We start from the raw sequence: 17,651 nt of genomic DNA, 5'->3' as shown, positions 1-17,651 counted from the left end.
TTTCACAACCAATTACCTACTAAAACAACAGCCGCCCATTTATGAGGTACACGATAGTAATTTAAAAGGTGCAGTTGTGCTTTTTGCAAAGCTTGGGCTTTAGTCAACTCAGGATTATTAATTAATTCTTGATAAAATTGTTTCATTAAAGCAGCAGTAGAGTCATCATCTACTTGCCATAAAGTTGCTAAAGTACTACGCGCACCAGAACGTACTGCTACCCCTGCTAGCCCTAACGCAGCGCGGTTATCTCCGGCGGCGGTTTCACAAGCACTGAGGACTAATAATTCAATATTTTGAGATTGTAGTGGATCTCTGCTTCGCAATAATTGCTCTAATTCTTGGATATTAATAGATTTATCCCAAGCCAAAATAAAAGTTTCTTCATTGTTAGAGCTAAATTGTCCATGAGTTGCTAGATGAATGACTTGGGCAGCAGTTTGATCAATTTTCAATTTAAAATTATTTTTCGTAAAGTCTTGATTACGCAGTTGTTCGCCAGAAACTTGAGCTTTTATTTCATCGAGTTCCTGACTGACAAATGGTAATCCGCCTAATTTTCTAGCTTCGATACTGGGGGCTTTATCTGTATCTATTCCCGCAGATAAGGCGCTTAATTCTTGTTTTTTCAGGGGCTGCGGCTGGATCAATTTTAAACCAGGGCTGTAGGCGATCGCATATTTTTCTACTAGATACTTTTGCCCATCATCTAAAGCCGCCATCGGGATATTTCTTAAGTAACTATCTAAAATAAATACCACAGTCTGAATGTTATTTTTAGCTAAATCAGGCTCTACTTGTCCAAATAACCAATCATAAACTTTTTGAGATAATTGTGACTCTCGACGACTAGGACTTTTAAGTTCTTGCTGTAATGCTTTTAAAGTAGTTTCTAATTCCGGCTGAGAAATATCAGTTGTGTAATGTAATAAAGGTTTTTGGGGAACTGTGAGAATAATTTCTAACCTTTGCGGTAAAACAATTGCATAAAATATGGCTGTTGGTGAATTATTTTGTGCTGATTGCGTGACAAAATCATCAATATTTATTTCTTGATTTTCTATACAAGCATCTCTAAAGAAATTTTCTAATTCTGCCAGTTGTAAGGACTCTATCAACTCACGAGCTTTTTGCAAATTATCCTGATTGGGATGATCTTGTAATAGTAAATCAACATATCGACGATATACTGGTTCTACTCTTTCTCTAAAATCATACTGAAGATCAGGATTGAGGCTAACCAAATCATTACGCAGAGTTTGCAAAGAATTCACTGCATCAGCATAAGCTGCGATCGCCTCCTGTTTCTGTCCCTGATTTAATAAAATTCGTCCTAATTGCCATTGTATTTGATAGCTAATATCAACAGCCTTTAATTGTTGCGCTATCTCTAAACCTGACTGGGTATATTCCCTTCCCCTTTGCCATTGTCCCAGTTTTTCATACACTCTTCCCACCATAGCTAAAGCGTAAGACTGAGTTCTTTTATCTCCTAGTTCTTCTGCATCCTTGGCTATACTAATTAATTTTCGCACAGTCTGAGAAACCCTATCTTGATTCCACCTATCCCCCAGATCAGTTTCTTCTCGTTGTTGGAGACAATTTAATTGTTTTTGTTCTTTACAGAATTGGTATTCAGCCAACTTTATTTCCGCATAAATTGTTGTTTGTCTGCGGGGTAAATCAGTAATAACTTTTTCAGCTTCATCAATTAAACTTATATCTTGAGATAAATCTATTTGATTCAGTAAACCCTGCAACTTAATTTCTTTTGATGATGTTTGCCTAATTGCTTTTTGATAATAATTTACTGGTAATTGACAAGATTTGTCTTGACATAAAGCACGTTCTGTATTTCCCAAACTGAGTAAAATATTACTTTCGTATTCAGGAAATAAATTCTCCACCATTTCTAGGGTAGTCAACAAAACTTGTTGAGACTGTTTTAATTTACCAACACCACGTAAAGCATTACCTAGAGTATGTAGTCCTTTGACTTGACTTAATTTAATTTGATGCTTTCTATCTGTAATAATTTGTATTTTCAGATTTTCTAATTCTTCATCTGTAATCTGACAATCTTGACCATTAATCTTAAAAGCTCTCAGCAAAGTTAAACAACTGCGAGGATAAAACCCTAATTTTTGCATTGCTTGAGCTTGATTCACTTGATTAGAAAATAGTGCTTCTTTTTCACCAATGTTAGTATAAACTTTAGCGGCTTCTTGCCAACTTGCTAAAGCTTGTTCTCTTTGACCTTGAATAAATCTCTGCTGACCTTGAATATCCAGAGTTTGAGCAAGAATACGCTGCTGTTCTGTTGTATTTGCCAGATTGTTGAGTATATGGAAACTTTTATCTAAAAATATCAAAGATTCTTCCCTATTTCCCAATTTTGCATAAGTCAAGGCCAAATTACTTAATGCCATTGCCTGATTTAGTTTATTATTTTGCAAAGCATAAATATTAGCCGCTTGTTTCCACTTATCAACTGCTGCTGTCAAACTTCCTTGGACATATAAATTTTCAGCTTGTCTGACTATTTCTAAAGCATGATCTTGATTTTTCACAGCTAATTTATCAACCTGAGCCATAACTGGGGAAATGCTCATGGATATTATAAATAGTAAGATTGTGAAAAATACAATATTTTTTTTATAAACATTTTTCAGTTCAAGTACCAGACGATTTGCAATTGAATTGAGTTTTTTTATAGTAGGGAACAGGGAACAGGGAACAGGGAACAGAGTTAAAAGTCTTTTAGTGTATCTCATTCCAGTGCATACCGCTATATTAATATATTCTTTTTAGTTACAGGCCATAGCCTGATTAATTTCTCGTTGCAACCCTTTACGGGTCGGGTCATAATCCACTAAAGTTAAATTACCATCTTCATTAAATATCCAACCCCTAGCCGGGATAATATTTTGACTAGAAGTTTCCATATTAGAGTTAGAACTAACCGCAGTTCCTAAACTTTCAGCAGGTTTTACTAACCCCACATCAATAGTATTAGTTTCTAAAACTTGATCAGGAGTAATCGGTAAACCACCCCTTCCAGTGCGGTAAAATTGACTATTAGTTCCCCGACGACAAACATTTTCAGCAATTAGCTTAGTGGGATCTTCTATATTTTCTGGTAATTCAATTAAACCTTGAGTGGGGTCTACTGCCAAAATATTAGTTTCTACCACTCCATCAATACCTAATGCTGAACTGGCATTAATTGTACTTTCGGGAGTAAAAAATAGGCTGTTAGCAGTAATGTTAATATTACCTCCATTCCCTTCAAAGGCATTAGCAATAATATTACTCTCATTTCTGCCAACTAAAAAATCAGTATTAATATTTATATTACCACCATTTCCTGTACCTCCAGCTTCAGTTGTAATTACACCTCTGTTCAGACGTAAAATATCATCAACATATAGACTAATATTGCCTCCTTCCCCGCTAAATGTAGCAGCAGAAATATCTGAATTACTATTAATATTGAGGTTGTCAGCCGTTAAAAAAATGTCCCCAGCATTGCCTTCACCTTGACTATTAACGGCAATGCGTGAACCATGATTCAAATTGACAAATATGGGGTCAATAATAACATTGCCACCATTTCCGGTAGAATTAGAAGTAGTGCTAGCCAAGATATTGCCACGATTTAAATTAATACTCTCAACAATATTGAGAAAAATATCTCCTGCTTGTTCATCACCATCAGTAATGGAAAAAATACCCCCATTTTCTGTTATTTCTAACTTCTCAGCATTAATAATAATGTCACCCGATTGACCTTTTCCCAAGGTACTAGTATTAATTTGACTACCATTGCTCAGAGCAAAATCAGGTGTATTAATTTCAATATCACCAGCATCTCCTCTGCCTGTAGCTTCCACTGTAGTGAATACACCATTTAACAATTCCGTGCCACTTGCGCCACTCAAAACTGCTTTTTCAGTCGCAGTAATTTTCACATTCCCTGCGTTTCCCTCGCCGGAAGTGCTAGCCACAATTCGAGCATTATCTGTAAGTAAAAAAGATGGAGAGTTAATCACAATATCATTACCATTTCCTTTTCCTCTTATATCTACATTAGTGGAAATAGTAGCTTTACCAAAAAGTTCTACTTGATGATTAGAGTTAATTGTCACCTTCCCCGCATTTCCTGCTCCAGTTGTTTTAGCGACTATCACAGCATTATCAGACATTCGTAAATTACCAGTTTTAATGTTAATATCACCTCCATTTCCTATACCACTAAATAAAACATCAGCAAAAATTCGACCAGATTGAATATTGATCTTGTCAGTAGCATTAATAATGATATTACCCGCATTACCTTTACCAGATGTACTAGTAGTTAATTCTGCAAAATTTTTAATTTCTAACACAGGTGTATTTATTTGAATATCACCGGCATTACCTACAGAAGAAACTACACTGGTAAATGCACCTTGAAAAAGTGAATCAGCAAATATCACCTTATCTGTAGCCGTAATATTGATATTTCCTCCATTACCTATTCCCGATGTAAATGACTCAAAATAAGCATTATTTATCACTTCTAATAAAGCAGTATGAATATTAATATCCCCTGCATTACCTACGCCTGTAGAAGCAACAATACTCTGAGCAAAAGTATCAGCACCATCAAACTTGACCAAATTATTGGCATTAATATTAATACTTCCGCCTTTGCCCTCTCCTGCTAAACTAGTAAATAAAGATGCACCATTAGTTACTTCCAAAGAACCAGCATTAATATTAATATCACCTGCATTACCCCTCGCACCAGATCCAATGAGAGTACTTATCCTACTACCAACACCATCTATTTTCAGTGTATTATCTGCATAAAGATTGACACTTCCCGCATTACCTCTACCAACACTTTGTGCTTGAATTTCAGAACCATTGCCAATTTGTAGAGAATCATGAGCATTAATCTGAATATTCCCGCCATTACCTTGAGCTAGATTATCAACGATACTCCAAACTTGGCTATTATCTAAAAGGATTTCATTGCTAGTAAAATTAATATTTCCAGCATTACCTACACCGTAGGTACTAGCAGATATTGGATATAAAGCATTATCTTTGATTTGCAAAGATCGACTATTAAGATTAATATTACCAGCGTTACCTACACCATAAACACTGCTATCAAATGTAGAAAAATTATTCAGAATTATCTTGTCTGTATTAATGTTAATGTTGCCACCATTACCAACAGTACCAGGAAAAGTGTAAGTATAAACAGCACTGTTATCAAAAATAACGCTATCAGCAACTTTTAAATTAACATTACCCGCGTTTCCCGTTTTTTGATTATTTTCAGTTATTACCCCAATATTTTCAGCAACCAAAGAACCATTATTTATATTAATATTTACATCCCCTGCATTGCCTTGACCATTGCTGGTATAAATGCCAGTGTAAATTATAGGTGCATAACTAGCATTTTCAAAAATCACATCTCCACTCAAAGCAGTAATATTAATGTTTCCAGCGTTTCCCTTGCCACTAGTGCTAGTATCAATATAAGTACTATTTTTGACTTCTAGAGAACCTGTGGTAATATTAATATCTCCTGCATGACCTTCACCAAAAGGTAAAACAGGATTATCAATCAGACTAGAATTTTCTACGGTTATTTTTTCTGTAAGTAGGTTAACAGAAAAATTTAAAGGTATGTAAAGAAAAGTTAACCTAATTGGCTTTGTTAAATTTAGTACGTTCTGTCCGGTGTTTTCCTTTTTTACCTCTGGTTTCAACACCATCCATAACTGCATACGCTAGTTCTAATTCATCCTCAAACATTTTTCCAGCAATTTCATCTCGTTTAAGATGTTGCCATTCTAATTCAATTGGATTCATTTCCGAGCAATATTTAGGAAGGAAAAACATATATAAACCCATTTGTTCCCACTTTGTCCATAATGCCTGAACTTCTTTACAACAATGTATTGGTCCATTATCTTGAACTATGACTCTCATTCGTTTACTTTCAGATGCTTCTTGCGCCTCTTGTTCCATCATTTTGATGTAAGAACTGCGCTTAACTCCTCCAATTACTAGACCATAAATAAAGCTAATTAATGGCTGAAATAGCCCAATAATACTGATTCTGCGTCCACGTCTTTTTGTTTGTTCGAGCTTTTTTTGTTCTCCTTTTTGATAGTATGTATAACCTGAATCACTCCAAGCTGAAAATCCTGATTCATCCAAATATTTTAGGTCTATTTCTCCACTAGCCGCAGCCAGTTCTAACATATCCATATCTGCTTGTTTATTTGCACGAGTCACTGGATCTTGTTTTGCTTGATGACTTATTCTTATCCGCTTCCAAATCACCCCTTTTTTTTTAGTCCCCGTCTGATTGTGTTGGTACTTACTTTTATCCCACGCTCTTTATCCAGTTTTTCTGCTAATTGCTTACTGTTATAAGTTTGTGCTTCTTCTTTCAAGCATTTTTCTAAATATTCAATGTCAGCTTCCACCAATTTTGGCTTTCTCCCTCGACCTGGTAACTCATGGAGTCCTTCTATTCCTTCTTTTTCCCACTTATTCAACACGACTCTTACTGTTTGCTCTCCCCAATCAAAGTGAGCCGCTATTTTTTCCACATACCAACCATCTGCATTTAATCTGATTACTTCAGCTCTATCTTTTACTTTCTGCGGTACTTTCGCTGTTCTCAGGTCAAACAACTCTCTATCTTGTTTTTTTGTCAGGAATATCCTTAACCTTGACCCCATATTTACATCACCCTAATATATGTTTTTCCGTATTTACTTATCTTTACACACCTTTAATTTTTTTTGTTTACCTACTTACTCCTTTTTTATCAATTTACCTACGTAATCACCGTTTGTGACAGTCAAGGGTGCGGAATGTAGGATTTAGACTAAGCATGAGAAAACATATCTTTATGAGGCTTAATCTGAGAATTTACTCTTATTTGACTCAATTTAACTTTTTTTTGGTTGTTTTATAGACTGAATTCAATCTATAATATTTCGGTCATTTTTTTGGTTGTTTTATAGACTGAATTCAATCTATAATATTCCGGTCAAGGCATTACAGCAGTTTCCGCTCTTATGAGGTACATCTTAGCCCCCTCCCCGCAAGCGAAGAGGGGGTTGGGGTTGGGGTTCTTGTACCTCATAACACCGAGAAGTGCTGTATAACTTTATTCAAATCTAATGGAGAAAACCAAAATGGAAAATAAAGATTTACTAGCACCCAACAAGTCTACTTTGCAAAGCCGCATTGAAAAAGTCAAGAAGCACAAGGAGCAATTTAAAACTCCATGTGTCGTTCAAGGCTTGGGAACTACTTGGGAAAACTGGGTAAGCCAAAGCTGGAGCAACATTGCAATGTAATTCAACCCAACTGAAATAATTAAGTAGTGGTAGATTTGTTTATGTCCACTATCTACCACTATGGGTAATAGATAGTCAGTCCTATAATGTGAGTTTTCCATGAAATGTAGAAGGCTGGGTAAAAGTCCGCTTTTTGTTTCAGAAATCGGATTGGGAACTATGATTTTTGGTACTCAATGTGATGTAGAAACATCCTTAACGATCTTGGATAAATCATTTGATATTGGAATTAACTTCTACGATTCTGCTGAAATTTACCCCGTACCTTCTACTGCAAAAGATTTTGGACTATCTGAGTCTATTCTTGGAGACTGGATCAAGACAAAGGATCGTAGTGCAGTTATTGTTTCTACTAAGGTTTCTGGATCTGCTCAAACTTGGTATAAATCTCCTGCTAGATCTGGAATGGCTGCACTGGATAGAGTCCAAATCAGGAAAGCCCTAGAAGGTTCACTCAAGCGATTGAATACTGACTATATTGATGTTTACCAAGCTCATTGGCCAGATCATGGAGCAAGACTAGAAGATTTACTTGACTTATTTCACTCTTTTATTAAGGAGGGAAAGATTAGAGTTATTGGTTGCAGCAACGAAACTTCATGGGGTTTAATGAAGTCATTGTGGATATCTGAAGCTAATCGATATACTCCATTTGATGTTATTCAAAATAGCTATAGTTTCCACAATCGCCGATTTGAAGACGAACTAGCTGAGGTTTGCCTTTATGAGAATGTTAGTTTAGTTGCTTACGCTCCTTTGTCAGGGGGAGTTTTAACGGGTAAGTACACCCAAAGTCAGCAATCTCACAATTTTCGCTTTAACTATTATTCCCAAGGTGAACTCAGACAAAAATCTATAGCTAGTCGATATGTCAATCATAAAACTCTGGAATCAGCCTTACTGTTTTGTGAAATTGCCCAAAGAGAGGAAATACCTCCCGCAGCTTTGGCATTAGCTTGGAACCTACAGCATGATTACTTAGCTTCATCTTTGATTGGCATTAGTAACCCTCAGCAGCTTGATGATATTGCTTACTTAGACAACTATGAAATTTCAGAGGAAGCATTAAGTTCCCTAGAAGCTATTTCAAAAGAAATACCTTATCCAATGGAGCACGGTTTTTAAATCATTACAAAATTTTCAGGATTGTTATTATGTTAGCCCAAGATTTACATACACGCCTCTTCATTTTACAGCCGACTCCCTTTTGCAATTTAGATTGTAAATATTGTTATCTACCAGATCGTGATAATAAGGCTAAAATCTCACTTGAGATAGTGGAAGCATCTTTTGAAAAGCTTTTTTCAAGCAATATGGTTAAGGATAAGGTTTATATTGTTTGGCATTGTGGCGAACCGTTAGTTGCTGGCTTGCCTTTTTTTAAGGAGGCAATATCAATTTTAGAGGCTGTGGCTAAGAAGTATGGCAAGGAAAATTCTTATACTAATGGAGTTCAAACTAATGGTCTCTTGATTAATGAGAAGTGGTGTGAGTTCTTTAAAGAAAAACATTTTAGTGTCGGAGTAAGCATTGATGGTCCAGAATTTATCCACGATAGACATAGGACTACCAAACGTGGAATCTCTACTCATCAAGCAGTATTAAAGGGTTGGAGGCTCTTACAGCAGTATGAGGTTGATACGAACATCATCGGCGTACTGACTAATTTTTCTCTAGATTACGCAAACGAGATACATGATTTTTTTGCTAGCCTCAATGTACAACTAATCGGTTTTAACATGGATGAAGTTGAGGGAACTAATAAAATATCTTCTTTCTCTCCCTCTGATTCCTCACTAGAACGGTTTAAAAAGTTCATGAGTGAACTTTATGATTTGGTTGAATCGTCGAAAGCTTTTGCTGTTCGGGAATTTGAGCTTGCTAAAAATCTCATACTAGGAACTCAGGATATAGAGCATGGTGAGAATCGACCTTTTTCAATTATTTCCGTTGATCATCAAGGTAATTTCTCCACGTTTGCGCCAGAACTACTCACTATGAAAAGTGATCAATATGGGGATTTTATATTTGGAAATGTATTGAATGATTCTTTTCAGAGTAGTTTCAATACATACAAATACCAAAAAATTAGTCAGAGCATTGAACAAGGAATCCTTTTATGCAAAGAGTCCTGTGATTATTTTAATATGTGTCGTGGTGGCTCTGCGTCTAATAAATATTTTGAACAAGGTAAGTTTCAATGTGATGAAACAACCTATTGTATTTTCATGAAAAAGGCAATTATTGATGTTGTTTTGGAGAAAATGGAAAAATCTATAGCCAATAAATTGTGAGCCGAAGTATATTTCAAAGAAACTATGCTAGCCACCTACATGAATACACATATCGCTCATTATTAAATAGATTGGAGAACAGCCGTGTGTCTAGATAAAGATATCCATTTGTGGATTGATCCTAGTCTTGATCTTGAAAAAGATACTGATCTAGTCTGTTTGTCTGATGGGCTAGAGATTATTAATCATGACGGTAAGATGCCACTTAAAAAAGACAGCAGTCAACAAATTACAAAAGGCTACACACATCAACAGGCTACTGCAACTGCTCGCCAAAAAGTAAAAGTTGGCAAAGTACGAAAAGGTATTTCTAATAAGCAGTATACAAGTAATGCGGTTGTTCCTAGAATGCCTTGGCAGCCAATTGTTCACTTTGATTGCTTAAATAATTTACTTGTGGGTGAAGGCTGTTCATCCTACTATAATACTGTAGCTATAGTTAAGTTAAGCACAAGAATAGAAGATTATATGTCTTCCGTTAACTTTTCAGAAATTAATGTCAACTCTAGCCTAAATCATGATTTTATTAATGAGATCGTTTCTTCTATTTCTGTAGAGGTAGAAAAGCTAAATACTTGTGGTTATCAAGTTTTTAATGCTATTGCTATCAACAAGCCAGGTTTACACACAGTAACTTTTGATCATAAGGAGTCTAAATACATAGGACTACATATAGATAGTTTTGATAAAGACCATCCTTGGAAAAGGAGGTTCTCCTCAAATCGAATCTGTATTAACATATCTACTGAAGATCGTTACTTTGTGTTTATTAACAAAACAATACTTTCTATTGTTAAAGAAATCGAACAACTACAACCAGAATCAATTCCAAAAGAAACCCATTTAGATATTTCAAAACTAGCTTATTATTTTGCAATATGTAAGCCTCATTATCCTGTAGTTAGAGTTAAATGTCCTCCTGGATATGCTTACATTGCTCCAACTGAGAATATTATTCACGATGGTTCTAGCGAAAATCAAACTCAGTTAGATGTTTCTATTTCATTCAGAGGTTTTTTCTCACCTAATCCTAGTCAGGTTATTAATGATTCTCAGTACGGTGATTGGGATTTACTTGCAGTGTACTCACTATTCACAAAGGAAGAGTGTCAGAAAATAGTCAGTGAAGTCTTAGATAATCAGCAATATTGGCAAGAAGAAATATGTTCAAGATTGCAACAATTTTTTCGGGATCTGAATTCAAACTTAACAATCAGGTTGACTGATAACTTGCAATTAAATAGAGTTAATAGAAATTCTTTCCAACTCCAATATGGATCGAGTTTGTCTGGTTTTGGTCGTCATACTTTAATTCTTTTCTTAAATGATGGTTTTAGTGGGGGTGAAACATACATTTCATCTGCATCTTATAAGATTACTCCCAAAAGAGGAGATGGTGTAATTTTTTCTAAGTTTCATCACTATGAGGATCTCTCTGTTTATCAGGGAGAAAAAATCTTACTTAAAGCAGAAGTTATGTTAAATTATTTACCTTAGACCTTATTTATTGAATACAATGTTTAAGCAAACAAAAGATATATTGACTAAGCATAAAGTTGGTAGATGGACTTACGGAGTTCCTGAAATTAAATATGATAATAAAGGGGGAAATTTGGAGATAGGTGCATTTTGTTCAATTGCTGGCAGAGTACAAATATTGTTAGGAGGTAATCATAGAATGGACTGGGTTACAACTTATCCATTTTATGTGTACTGGGATTCTGCCAGATACATTCCTAGCCCCTCTCACTCTAAAGGTGATGTTATTATTAAAAACGATGTATGGATCGGTGAAAACGCAACTATTTTATCAGGTGTTACCATTGGCAATGGTGCAGTTATTGGAACTTCTGCTGTCGTTGCTAAAAATGTACCTGATTATTCAGTTGTTGTAGGAAATCCAGCAAAAGTTATCAGGAAAAGGTTTGATGAAGAAACAATAGAAAGATTATTACGAATAAGCTGGTGGAATTGGTCAGATCAAAAGATAGAAACATTTTTGCCTTTAATGCTTGATACTGACATTAGCAAATTTCTAATAGCAGTGGAAAACTCCCAATAGCCTGTAATTCGTTAGTCTCACCGCTATCATCTACAGGCGTTACAGGCTTTAGTGTCGGAGTTGTCGGAGTTTTATTGACGGGCTTTGTCGTGGTTTGTGTCGGTGTTTGTCGGGGTTGGGTCGTTTGCGCTAATGTGGTTTCAATTTTTAGTAGGGGAAATGTTAAAAATAATAGTAATGGTAGTTTGATATTTACCATCTTTACCCACCCAAGGCTTAACTTTTTTAATATACCCGTTGCGTGGACTTCTGACAATAGGTTTAGCGACCTGCAATTATAAATTCCAAAACCTGCAATCATCGTTGTTTCTAGCCAGGATTATTTGCAACTATAATTTCATTTGAACCAGAATTAATTGCAACTGAGCCAGGATTAAATGCAACCAACCTGCAATCATCCATTTCGACCAGGATTAATTGCAAATAAGCCCAATACTTTACTAGGGCTAAGTTTTCAGGGTTGACAGGGGGTTGTCAAAAAACTCATATCAGAATTTAATAAATTAACTTTGAATTCCTTACCGTGCAAATAATCCTGGTTCAGTTGCAGTTAATCCTGGCTGAAGCAGAATTATAGTTGCAAGTAATTCTGGTTTGAAAATGTCTTGATTGCAGGTTTGAGCGATTAGTATTGCAGGTTGCTACAGCTACCTCTCCTCTAATTGCACCTTACAAAATTGTCGTGGTAGAAAATGCTGAAAGAATGCCACCCACTGCTGCTAATGCACTTCTGAAAACCTTGGAAGAGCCAATATCCGGCACAATTATCCTCATCTCTTCCCAACCCCAAAGGTTACTTGCTACAATTACCAGCCGTTGTCAACTTGTTCCTTTCCAGCGACTAAACAACGCCCAAATGACCACTGTTTTAGAAAATGTGGGACGTTCTGAAATTCTCAATCACCCAAATGTTATACAGTTTGCGGGTGGTTCTCCTGGAATAGCGATCGCTCATTATGATCAACTTCAATCTATCCCACAATCAATTTTGCAACAACTAATTCAACCACCTAGCAATCTGTTAACAGCGTTAAGTATCGCCAAAGATATTGAAGTGCAATTAGATTTTCATCAACAACTATGGCTGCTGGATTACCTGCAACATTGCTGGAAGGAATTTCTCAGTGATCACAGTTGGCTGTTGAAATTGGAAGATGCCAAAAACTCTCTGTTGAAAATGGCCTCTCCCCGATTGGTATGGGAAGTTTTACTATTTCCTGACTAATACCAAAAACTACATTTTTAACGCAATCTGTCTAAACATCATCAAAGATACCAAAAACGTTTTTGGATAAAAGGATTGCGCTATGCGCTCTTGTGGTGAACTAAATCAAACAAAAACCATGAGTGCCATTATCAATAATTACCGTCAATTGGATGTAGCATTTCTCCTGCTCAACGACTTGACAACAAAACTCCGCACGGCTGGGGCAAGAATCTCTGTTAGGAAAGTGGGAAATTTCCACAGAATCACCGTTTTGAAAGAACCTACTGTAGCCAGTATTGAGCAAATTCTCAGTTACACCAGTGGGGAAACAGAAACGCCTAACCTCAGCAGTAATGGTGCAATTACTTCACCCACTGAAATCAATTCCCCATCAGATTATGCTCTTAGTGAAGCTGGTGGTAATACAGTACCTACCGTAAACGAAGAGATTGAGGATAACTCAGTAAAAGATGCGATCGCTTTACCAACATCATCTGAATCTAATTCCTCAACAGATGATACTCCTAGTGAAGATGGTGCTAATACAGTGCCTACCTTAAACGAAGATATTGAGGATAACTCAGTAGTGGATGCGATCGCCTTACCAGAATTACCTGAATCTACTTCCTCAACAGATGATACTCCTAGTGAAGCTAGTAGCGATACTGTAACTGTGGTGAGTGATGATATTGATCATAGCAGTGACAGCAATGATATTATTCCCTGCGACACAGCAGAACTAATCACCGATTCAACTGATTCTCCTACACCTGATGACTTTTCCTCAGAAATAACAAATATTCCCGATTCTCCAGAATTAGCAAGTTTGGAAGATTTACAAACCCTAACTTTAAAAAGACTAAGGGAGTTAGCCAAATTGCACAAAATCCCTGGTTTCTCTCGCATGAAAGAAGAGAAATTAGTAACCAAATTGCATGGTTTAGCAACCAAAGAACAAATTTTGTAATACTCATCAACCTCAAATCTCTAGCAGATTTGGGGTTATTTTTTACGCAGTTTTTCCCAATACAACCAGTAATAAATGCGCTAGGCGCAATCAGGTTTGATACTGGGCTGTATCCAATAAAGCCTCAAATCAGCCTGTAGCAAATCATTCGTTTAGTTGCATAACCGAGAATGCGCTATCGCGCTAATACTGTGAAAAAAATAGATTACCCAAGGAAAATAATATGACTCAGCAATACGTCAATAAAGTTGATTTAGTTGGTCGCGTTGGTCAAACACCTGATGTTCGCTATTTTGAATCAGGTGCAATGAAAACATCCTTGACCCTTGCTGTCAAACCTCCCTACAGAAGTGAAAATCCCCTCTGGTTTGATTTAGAACTTTGGGGAAATATTGCTCAAGTTGCAGCAGACTGGGTTCAAAAAGGTTCGACTATTGGGATCACCGGTGAAATAGTCTTCGATAGATGGATAGATAAAAACACCAACGAATCCAGACAAAAACCCATCATTCGTGTCAGCAATCTAGAACTGATCAGTTCTGCTCAACGTAAAGACTCGAATGAAACCAGTGAAGACCAAGATTCCATAATTAACGCCAACTTCTAGAAAACTAACCACATCCCGCAGCATAACTTTTGTCTGTGGGATGTTGTGGTTGAAAAGCGCAAAGCGCAATTTTTATGAACAATTGACAATTTCATCACAAGGAATAGACCATGATTAACTCAACTCAAACTATTCGACTCCTCAGTATTGATGAAGCTTTTGATAGCCAAGGTGTAAAGATTGTCTATGGTGAATGTGTTTTCTCCTACTATTCAAAAGATGGCGTAGTGGAAGACACAATTCCCTACAGAACCAAGGGAGCAGCCGCAGTTTCCATTGCTGAATCAGGAATTAATGCTACTGGTATCGCTATGGGCTATTTAGATATTAACGTAGTGGATAGCGGTAAGGGATATAAAGAAAAGAAAACTGCCTTGGTTATCCGCACTTTCATCTGCACTACCACTGGTAATCGGAATCCTATACCAACTGCTACACCTGTTGTTCAAGCAACTCCACAGGAAAATACTCAACAGCTAGTTGGTGCTGGTGTAGCTACAGCATCTAACAACGGACATTCTCCAAATACTAATATTTCTCACATTCCCTTTTAATGATCTTACTTCTGGCTACTTTGCCAGAGGTATTTTTTTCCTGTCGGCAGATAATTTTTTTCACTTATCAGTGCTAGGCTATGACTTCAATGATAGATGTAGGAACTGTTATTTTTTTAACCCATAATTTGAGCAATAGTCTACAGGTTGCAGCAACAGAGAAAATTTATGTTTCAAGATTCGGTTAATTCTCATATATTGATATATGATGCAAAAGAATAAATATTAGACTTGTTAGGAAATAGATGGTGAAAATCGCTGAAATGTTTTCCAGGAAAGGAATTAAAGAATTTTAAGGGTTATTACCCAACGACTCTAATATATTCTTAAATCATATATCAATATATGATGTAGAAAATCCGATATATGATACTCACATAACATCAAAAAAATAGTCATGCAAATTAGATTAGCTGTAATAAGTAATGCCGGAGGAAGTGGTAAGACAACCCTTTCTGTCCATCTAGCTCATGCTCTGGCAAAACGCAAGTATAACGTAGCACTGTTTGACCTTGATCCGCAAGGGTCACTGACACTGTTTTGTGGTTTAAATCAACCAGAACCAGAACATACTTTAGCTGCTGTCCTCAAAGAGAATTTTGATGGTAACTGGCCGTTAACACCCTGCTGGAGTGAACACACTGATAAAGTAGTCATTTGTCAGGGTGGTATGGTTCTGACCCAAACAGCAGATGAATTAGTTTTACACAAACGAGGAGCTTACTTATTAGGCGATCGCTTAACTGACTATCCTCTAGAACATGATTTGATGATCTTTGATTGTCCAGCTACCCTGGGTCCCTTACCTTTAATGGCACTAGCAGCCAGTACACACATAATTATTCCCGTGCAGCTAGAACCCAAATCAATTCAAGGAGCGGCTCATTTACTGGAATGGTATTACTACCATTGCAAGCATTTACGCTTAAAACCCACACCAGAAATTCTCGGCTTTGTTCCCAACCAATACGATGCTCGACGTGCAGCCCATAGACAAATGTTGGCTGCATTACCATCTCAGTTAGAGCAGATGAATATCCATGCTTTTTCAGAAATTCGGGATAGTGCTGAATTTGTTAACGCCAGTGGACAAGGATTACCATTAGCTATTCACCGCCCCAGTCATCAAGCAAAGGATGACTTTAAAGAAATTGCCTCAAAATTAGCGGCTTTGATTGGCAGCAAGAGTAAAGAGAGCGCGAAAGTTTAACTAATCTGTTGCACCCAAAAGTTGTACCTTTTTGATTTTGGCTACAAGTTTTAAATCCTCTCCCCTGTTCAATCATTGTCTCAATGTGCAAATTAAATCTGTGCTAATTTATGACCACTCGTAAATCTCCTGACCTCACCAACTATTTTTCAGGCGCAAAGCAATCCCAACAATTATCAGAAGCTGAGGCAGAAATTCAACGCCTAAAAGCCGAAATAGAAGAACTCCGCTCTCAAGGATCAAGTGAGTTAGAAACACAGCTACAAACTCTCAGGGCGCAACTTCAGTCACAATCAGGTATCCAATCTATTTCTTTAGAAAAAATTCAAGCCAACCCAGAGCAACCGAGACAGACATTTTTATCAGAAAGTATTGAGTCTATGTCTCGTTCTCTGGTATCAGATGGACAACTAGAACCAATTATTTTAATTCAACGGGAACACTTAGTTATCTTTGACGGTGAACGACGTTGGCGCAGTGCTAAAAACTTGGGTTGGGAAAATCTGCAAGCTGTGATTATTCCTGAACCTGATGCTTTGCACCGTAAAGCTTTAATTACTTCATTACACAGGGAAGACCTCAATCCTCTGGATAAAGCTGAAGCTATTGTGCGGGAGTTGGCAATAAATACTGGTTTAGAACCTCAAGATATTCCCCGTATTCTCTCAACGGTAGTACGACGGTTGAATGCACAAAAACGAATGAATTCTGTTGTTGGACTGATTACGGTAACACCGGAAGAACAACAACAAGGTTTAGCTGTTTTGGACTTAGATGAACGCGAAGCGGCAATTTTCACTGTACTTTTAGATTTACAACTCAATCCCGCTTCGATTGATGCCAATATTTTTCCTATGCTTTCTTTAGCGGAAGACTTGAAAACTGCAATCAGGTCTTCTGGTCTTAAAGGTGTTCATGCCATAGCGTTACAAAAACTGTCAGCGAAAAATTTGGGAGTGCCAGAATTAGAAGCAGAAGAAATTAGAATCAACGTCACCCAAAAGGTGTTAGCAGAAAAATTATCTGTGCAAAAAACACGGCAATTAGTAACTGAAGCGATCGCTTCACAAAGTACCGACGCTGAAAAAATCGAAAAACAAGTTAAACCAATGACTACGGCAACACGCTCTTTGTATAAAGTTTCTGGGGACGCGCTGAAGAAAGTTGAGGTTTCTCAATTAATGGAGTTTCAGGAAGTCCTTCGCAAGAAACTGGCAGAGATTGAAGAAGTAATCCAGGAAAAAGCTGTCAACGATAATAAGGTTTAAAATGTTCTGCTTTTCCGAGTTAGCTAACGATATCTACCCATTATTAACAAATTATGAAGTATATTGCAAATTTACTTAGTGGTAGTGAATAATTTTAATC

The 17,651-nt window shown here is 36.8% G+C and carries 15 protein-coding genes; 11 read left to right on the top strand and 4 right to left on the bottom strand.

What is annotated here, in order from left to right; genetic code table 11:
* Window positions 1-2 precede the first annotated feature (2 nt).
* The 3 genes from NSP_RS13400 to NSP_RS24785 form a co-directional block, all read right to left on the bottom strand.
* Entirely contained in the window at window positions 3-2,612 is a 2,610-nt protein-coding gene (locus NSP_RS13400) for a CHAT domain-containing protein (protein ID WP_231859468.1), read from the bottom strand.
* A 195-nt stretch (window positions 2,613-2,807) separates the two neighbouring features.
* The gene (locus tag NSP_RS13395; protein WP_231859467.1) at window positions 2,808-5,789 is read right to left on the bottom strand and encodes a beta strand repeat-containing protein; all 2,982 of its coding nucleotides are present in this window, start codon (window positions 5,787-5,789) and stop codon (window positions 2,808-2,810) included.
* Window positions 5,707-6,755 (bottom strand): IS630 family transposase gene (locus NSP_RS24785; protein WP_231859466.1). Its coding sequence is split into 2 segments (ribosomal slippage): window positions 5,707-6,360 and window positions 6,363-6,755, totalling 1,047 coding nucleotides; the frame shifts between segments, so codons are not numbered across the junction. The genes NSP_RS13395 and NSP_RS24785 overlap by 83 nt, the downstream gene beginning before the upstream one ends.
* Window positions 6,756-7,202: 447 nt before the next feature.
* Here NSP_RS24785 and NSP_RS26305 point away from each other — a divergent pair.
* From NSP_RS26305 to NSP_RS13365, 5 genes are all read left to right on the top strand, one after another.
* Window positions 7,203-7,382, top strand: a complete 180-nt coding sequence (locus NSP_RS26305) for a hypothetical protein (protein ID WP_144360541.1) — start codon at window positions 7,203-7,205, stop codon at window positions 7,380-7,382.
* 99 nt (window positions 7,383-7,481) lie between these two features.
* Window positions 7,482-8,507 (top strand): aldo/keto reductase, encoded by a 1,026-nt coding sequence (locus tag NSP_RS13380; RefSeq protein WP_071839307.1) that lies wholly within the window; start codon window positions 7,482-7,484, stop codon window positions 8,505-8,507.
* A 29-nt stretch (window positions 8,508-8,536) separates the two neighbouring features.
* A complete protein-coding gene (grrM, locus tag NSP_RS13375) occupies window positions 8,537-9,676 on the top strand; it encodes a cyclophane-forming radical SAM/SPASM peptide maturase GrrM/OscB (protein ID WP_006198942.1) in 1,140 nt (379 codons plus the stop codon).
* A gap of 84 nt (window positions 9,677-9,760) precedes the next feature.
* Window positions 9,761-11,173: a 2OG-Fe(II) oxygenase family protein gene (locus NSP_RS13370; RefSeq protein WP_006198943.1), complete on the top strand. Its 1,413-nt coding sequence runs from the start codon at window positions 9,761-9,763 to the stop codon at window positions 11,171-11,173.
* 19 nt (window positions 11,174-11,192) lie between these two features.
* Entirely contained in the window at window positions 11,193-11,738 is a 546-nt protein-coding gene (locus tag NSP_RS13365) for a CatB-related O-acetyltransferase (RefSeq protein ID WP_006198944.1), read from the top strand.
* Here the strand turns inward: NSP_RS13365 and NSP_RS13360 are convergent.
* Complete coding sequence (locus tag NSP_RS13360) at window positions 11,701-11,937, bottom strand: hypothetical protein (protein WP_006198945.1); 237 nt, start codon at window positions 11,935-11,937, stop codon at window positions 11,701-11,703. The two genes, NSP_RS13365 and NSP_RS13360, sit on opposite strands and share 38 nt — an antisense overlap.
* 432 nt (window positions 11,938-12,369) lie before the next feature.
* On the opposite strand from NSP_RS13360, the gene NSP_RS13355 reads away from it, so the two are divergent.
* The 6 genes from NSP_RS13355 to NSP_RS13330 all read left to right on the top strand — a co-directional run bounded on the left by NSP_RS13355 (window position 12,370) and on the right by NSP_RS13330 (window position 17,551).
* The gene (locus NSP_RS13355) at window positions 12,370-12,963 is read left to right on the top strand and encodes a hypothetical protein (RefSeq protein WP_017804140.1); all 594 of its coding nucleotides are present in this window, start codon (window positions 12,370-12,372) and stop codon (window positions 12,961-12,963) included.
* Between the two features lie 118 nt (window positions 12,964-13,081).
* Complete coding sequence (locus NSP_RS13350) at window positions 13,082-13,912, top strand: hypothetical protein (protein WP_173403286.1); 831 nt, start codon at window positions 13,082-13,084, stop codon at window positions 13,910-13,912.
* Between the two features lie 223 nt (window positions 13,913-14,135).
* Window positions 14,136-14,519 carry a single-stranded DNA-binding protein gene (gene ssb, locus NSP_RS13345; protein ID WP_006196492.1) on the top strand — a complete coding sequence of 128 codons (384 nt, stop codon included), beginning with the start codon at window positions 14,136-14,138 and terminating at the stop codon, window positions 14,517-14,519.
* A 110-nt stretch (window positions 14,520-14,629) separates the two neighbouring features.
* On the top strand, window positions 14,630-15,073 hold the full coding sequence (locus NSP_RS13340) for a hypothetical protein (protein WP_006196493.1): 444 nt from the start codon (window positions 14,630-14,632) through the stop codon (window positions 15,071-15,073).
* Window positions 15,074-15,470: 397 nt separating this feature from the next.
* On the top strand, window positions 15,471-16,283 hold the full coding sequence (locus NSP_RS13335; RefSeq protein WP_006196494.1) for a ParA family protein: 813 nt from the start codon (window positions 15,471-15,473) through the stop codon (window positions 16,281-16,283).
* Between the two features lie 110 nt (window positions 16,284-16,393).
* Window positions 16,394-17,551 carry a ParB/RepB/Spo0J family partition protein gene (locus NSP_RS13330; RefSeq protein ID WP_006196495.1) on the top strand — a complete coding sequence of 386 codons (1,158 nt, stop codon included), beginning with the start codon at window positions 16,394-16,396 and terminating at the stop codon, window positions 17,549-17,551.
* Window positions 17,552-17,651: the final 100 nt, after the last annotated feature.

This window comes from Nodularia spumigena CCY9414, from assembly GCF_000340565.2.
Classification (GTDB): Bacteria; Cyanobacteriota; Cyanobacteriia; order Cyanobacteriales; family Nostocaceae; genus Nodularia; species Nodularia spumigena.
Note: the sequence above shows the minus strand (reverse complement) of the source record. Positions and strands in the feature narration are given on the sequence as shown.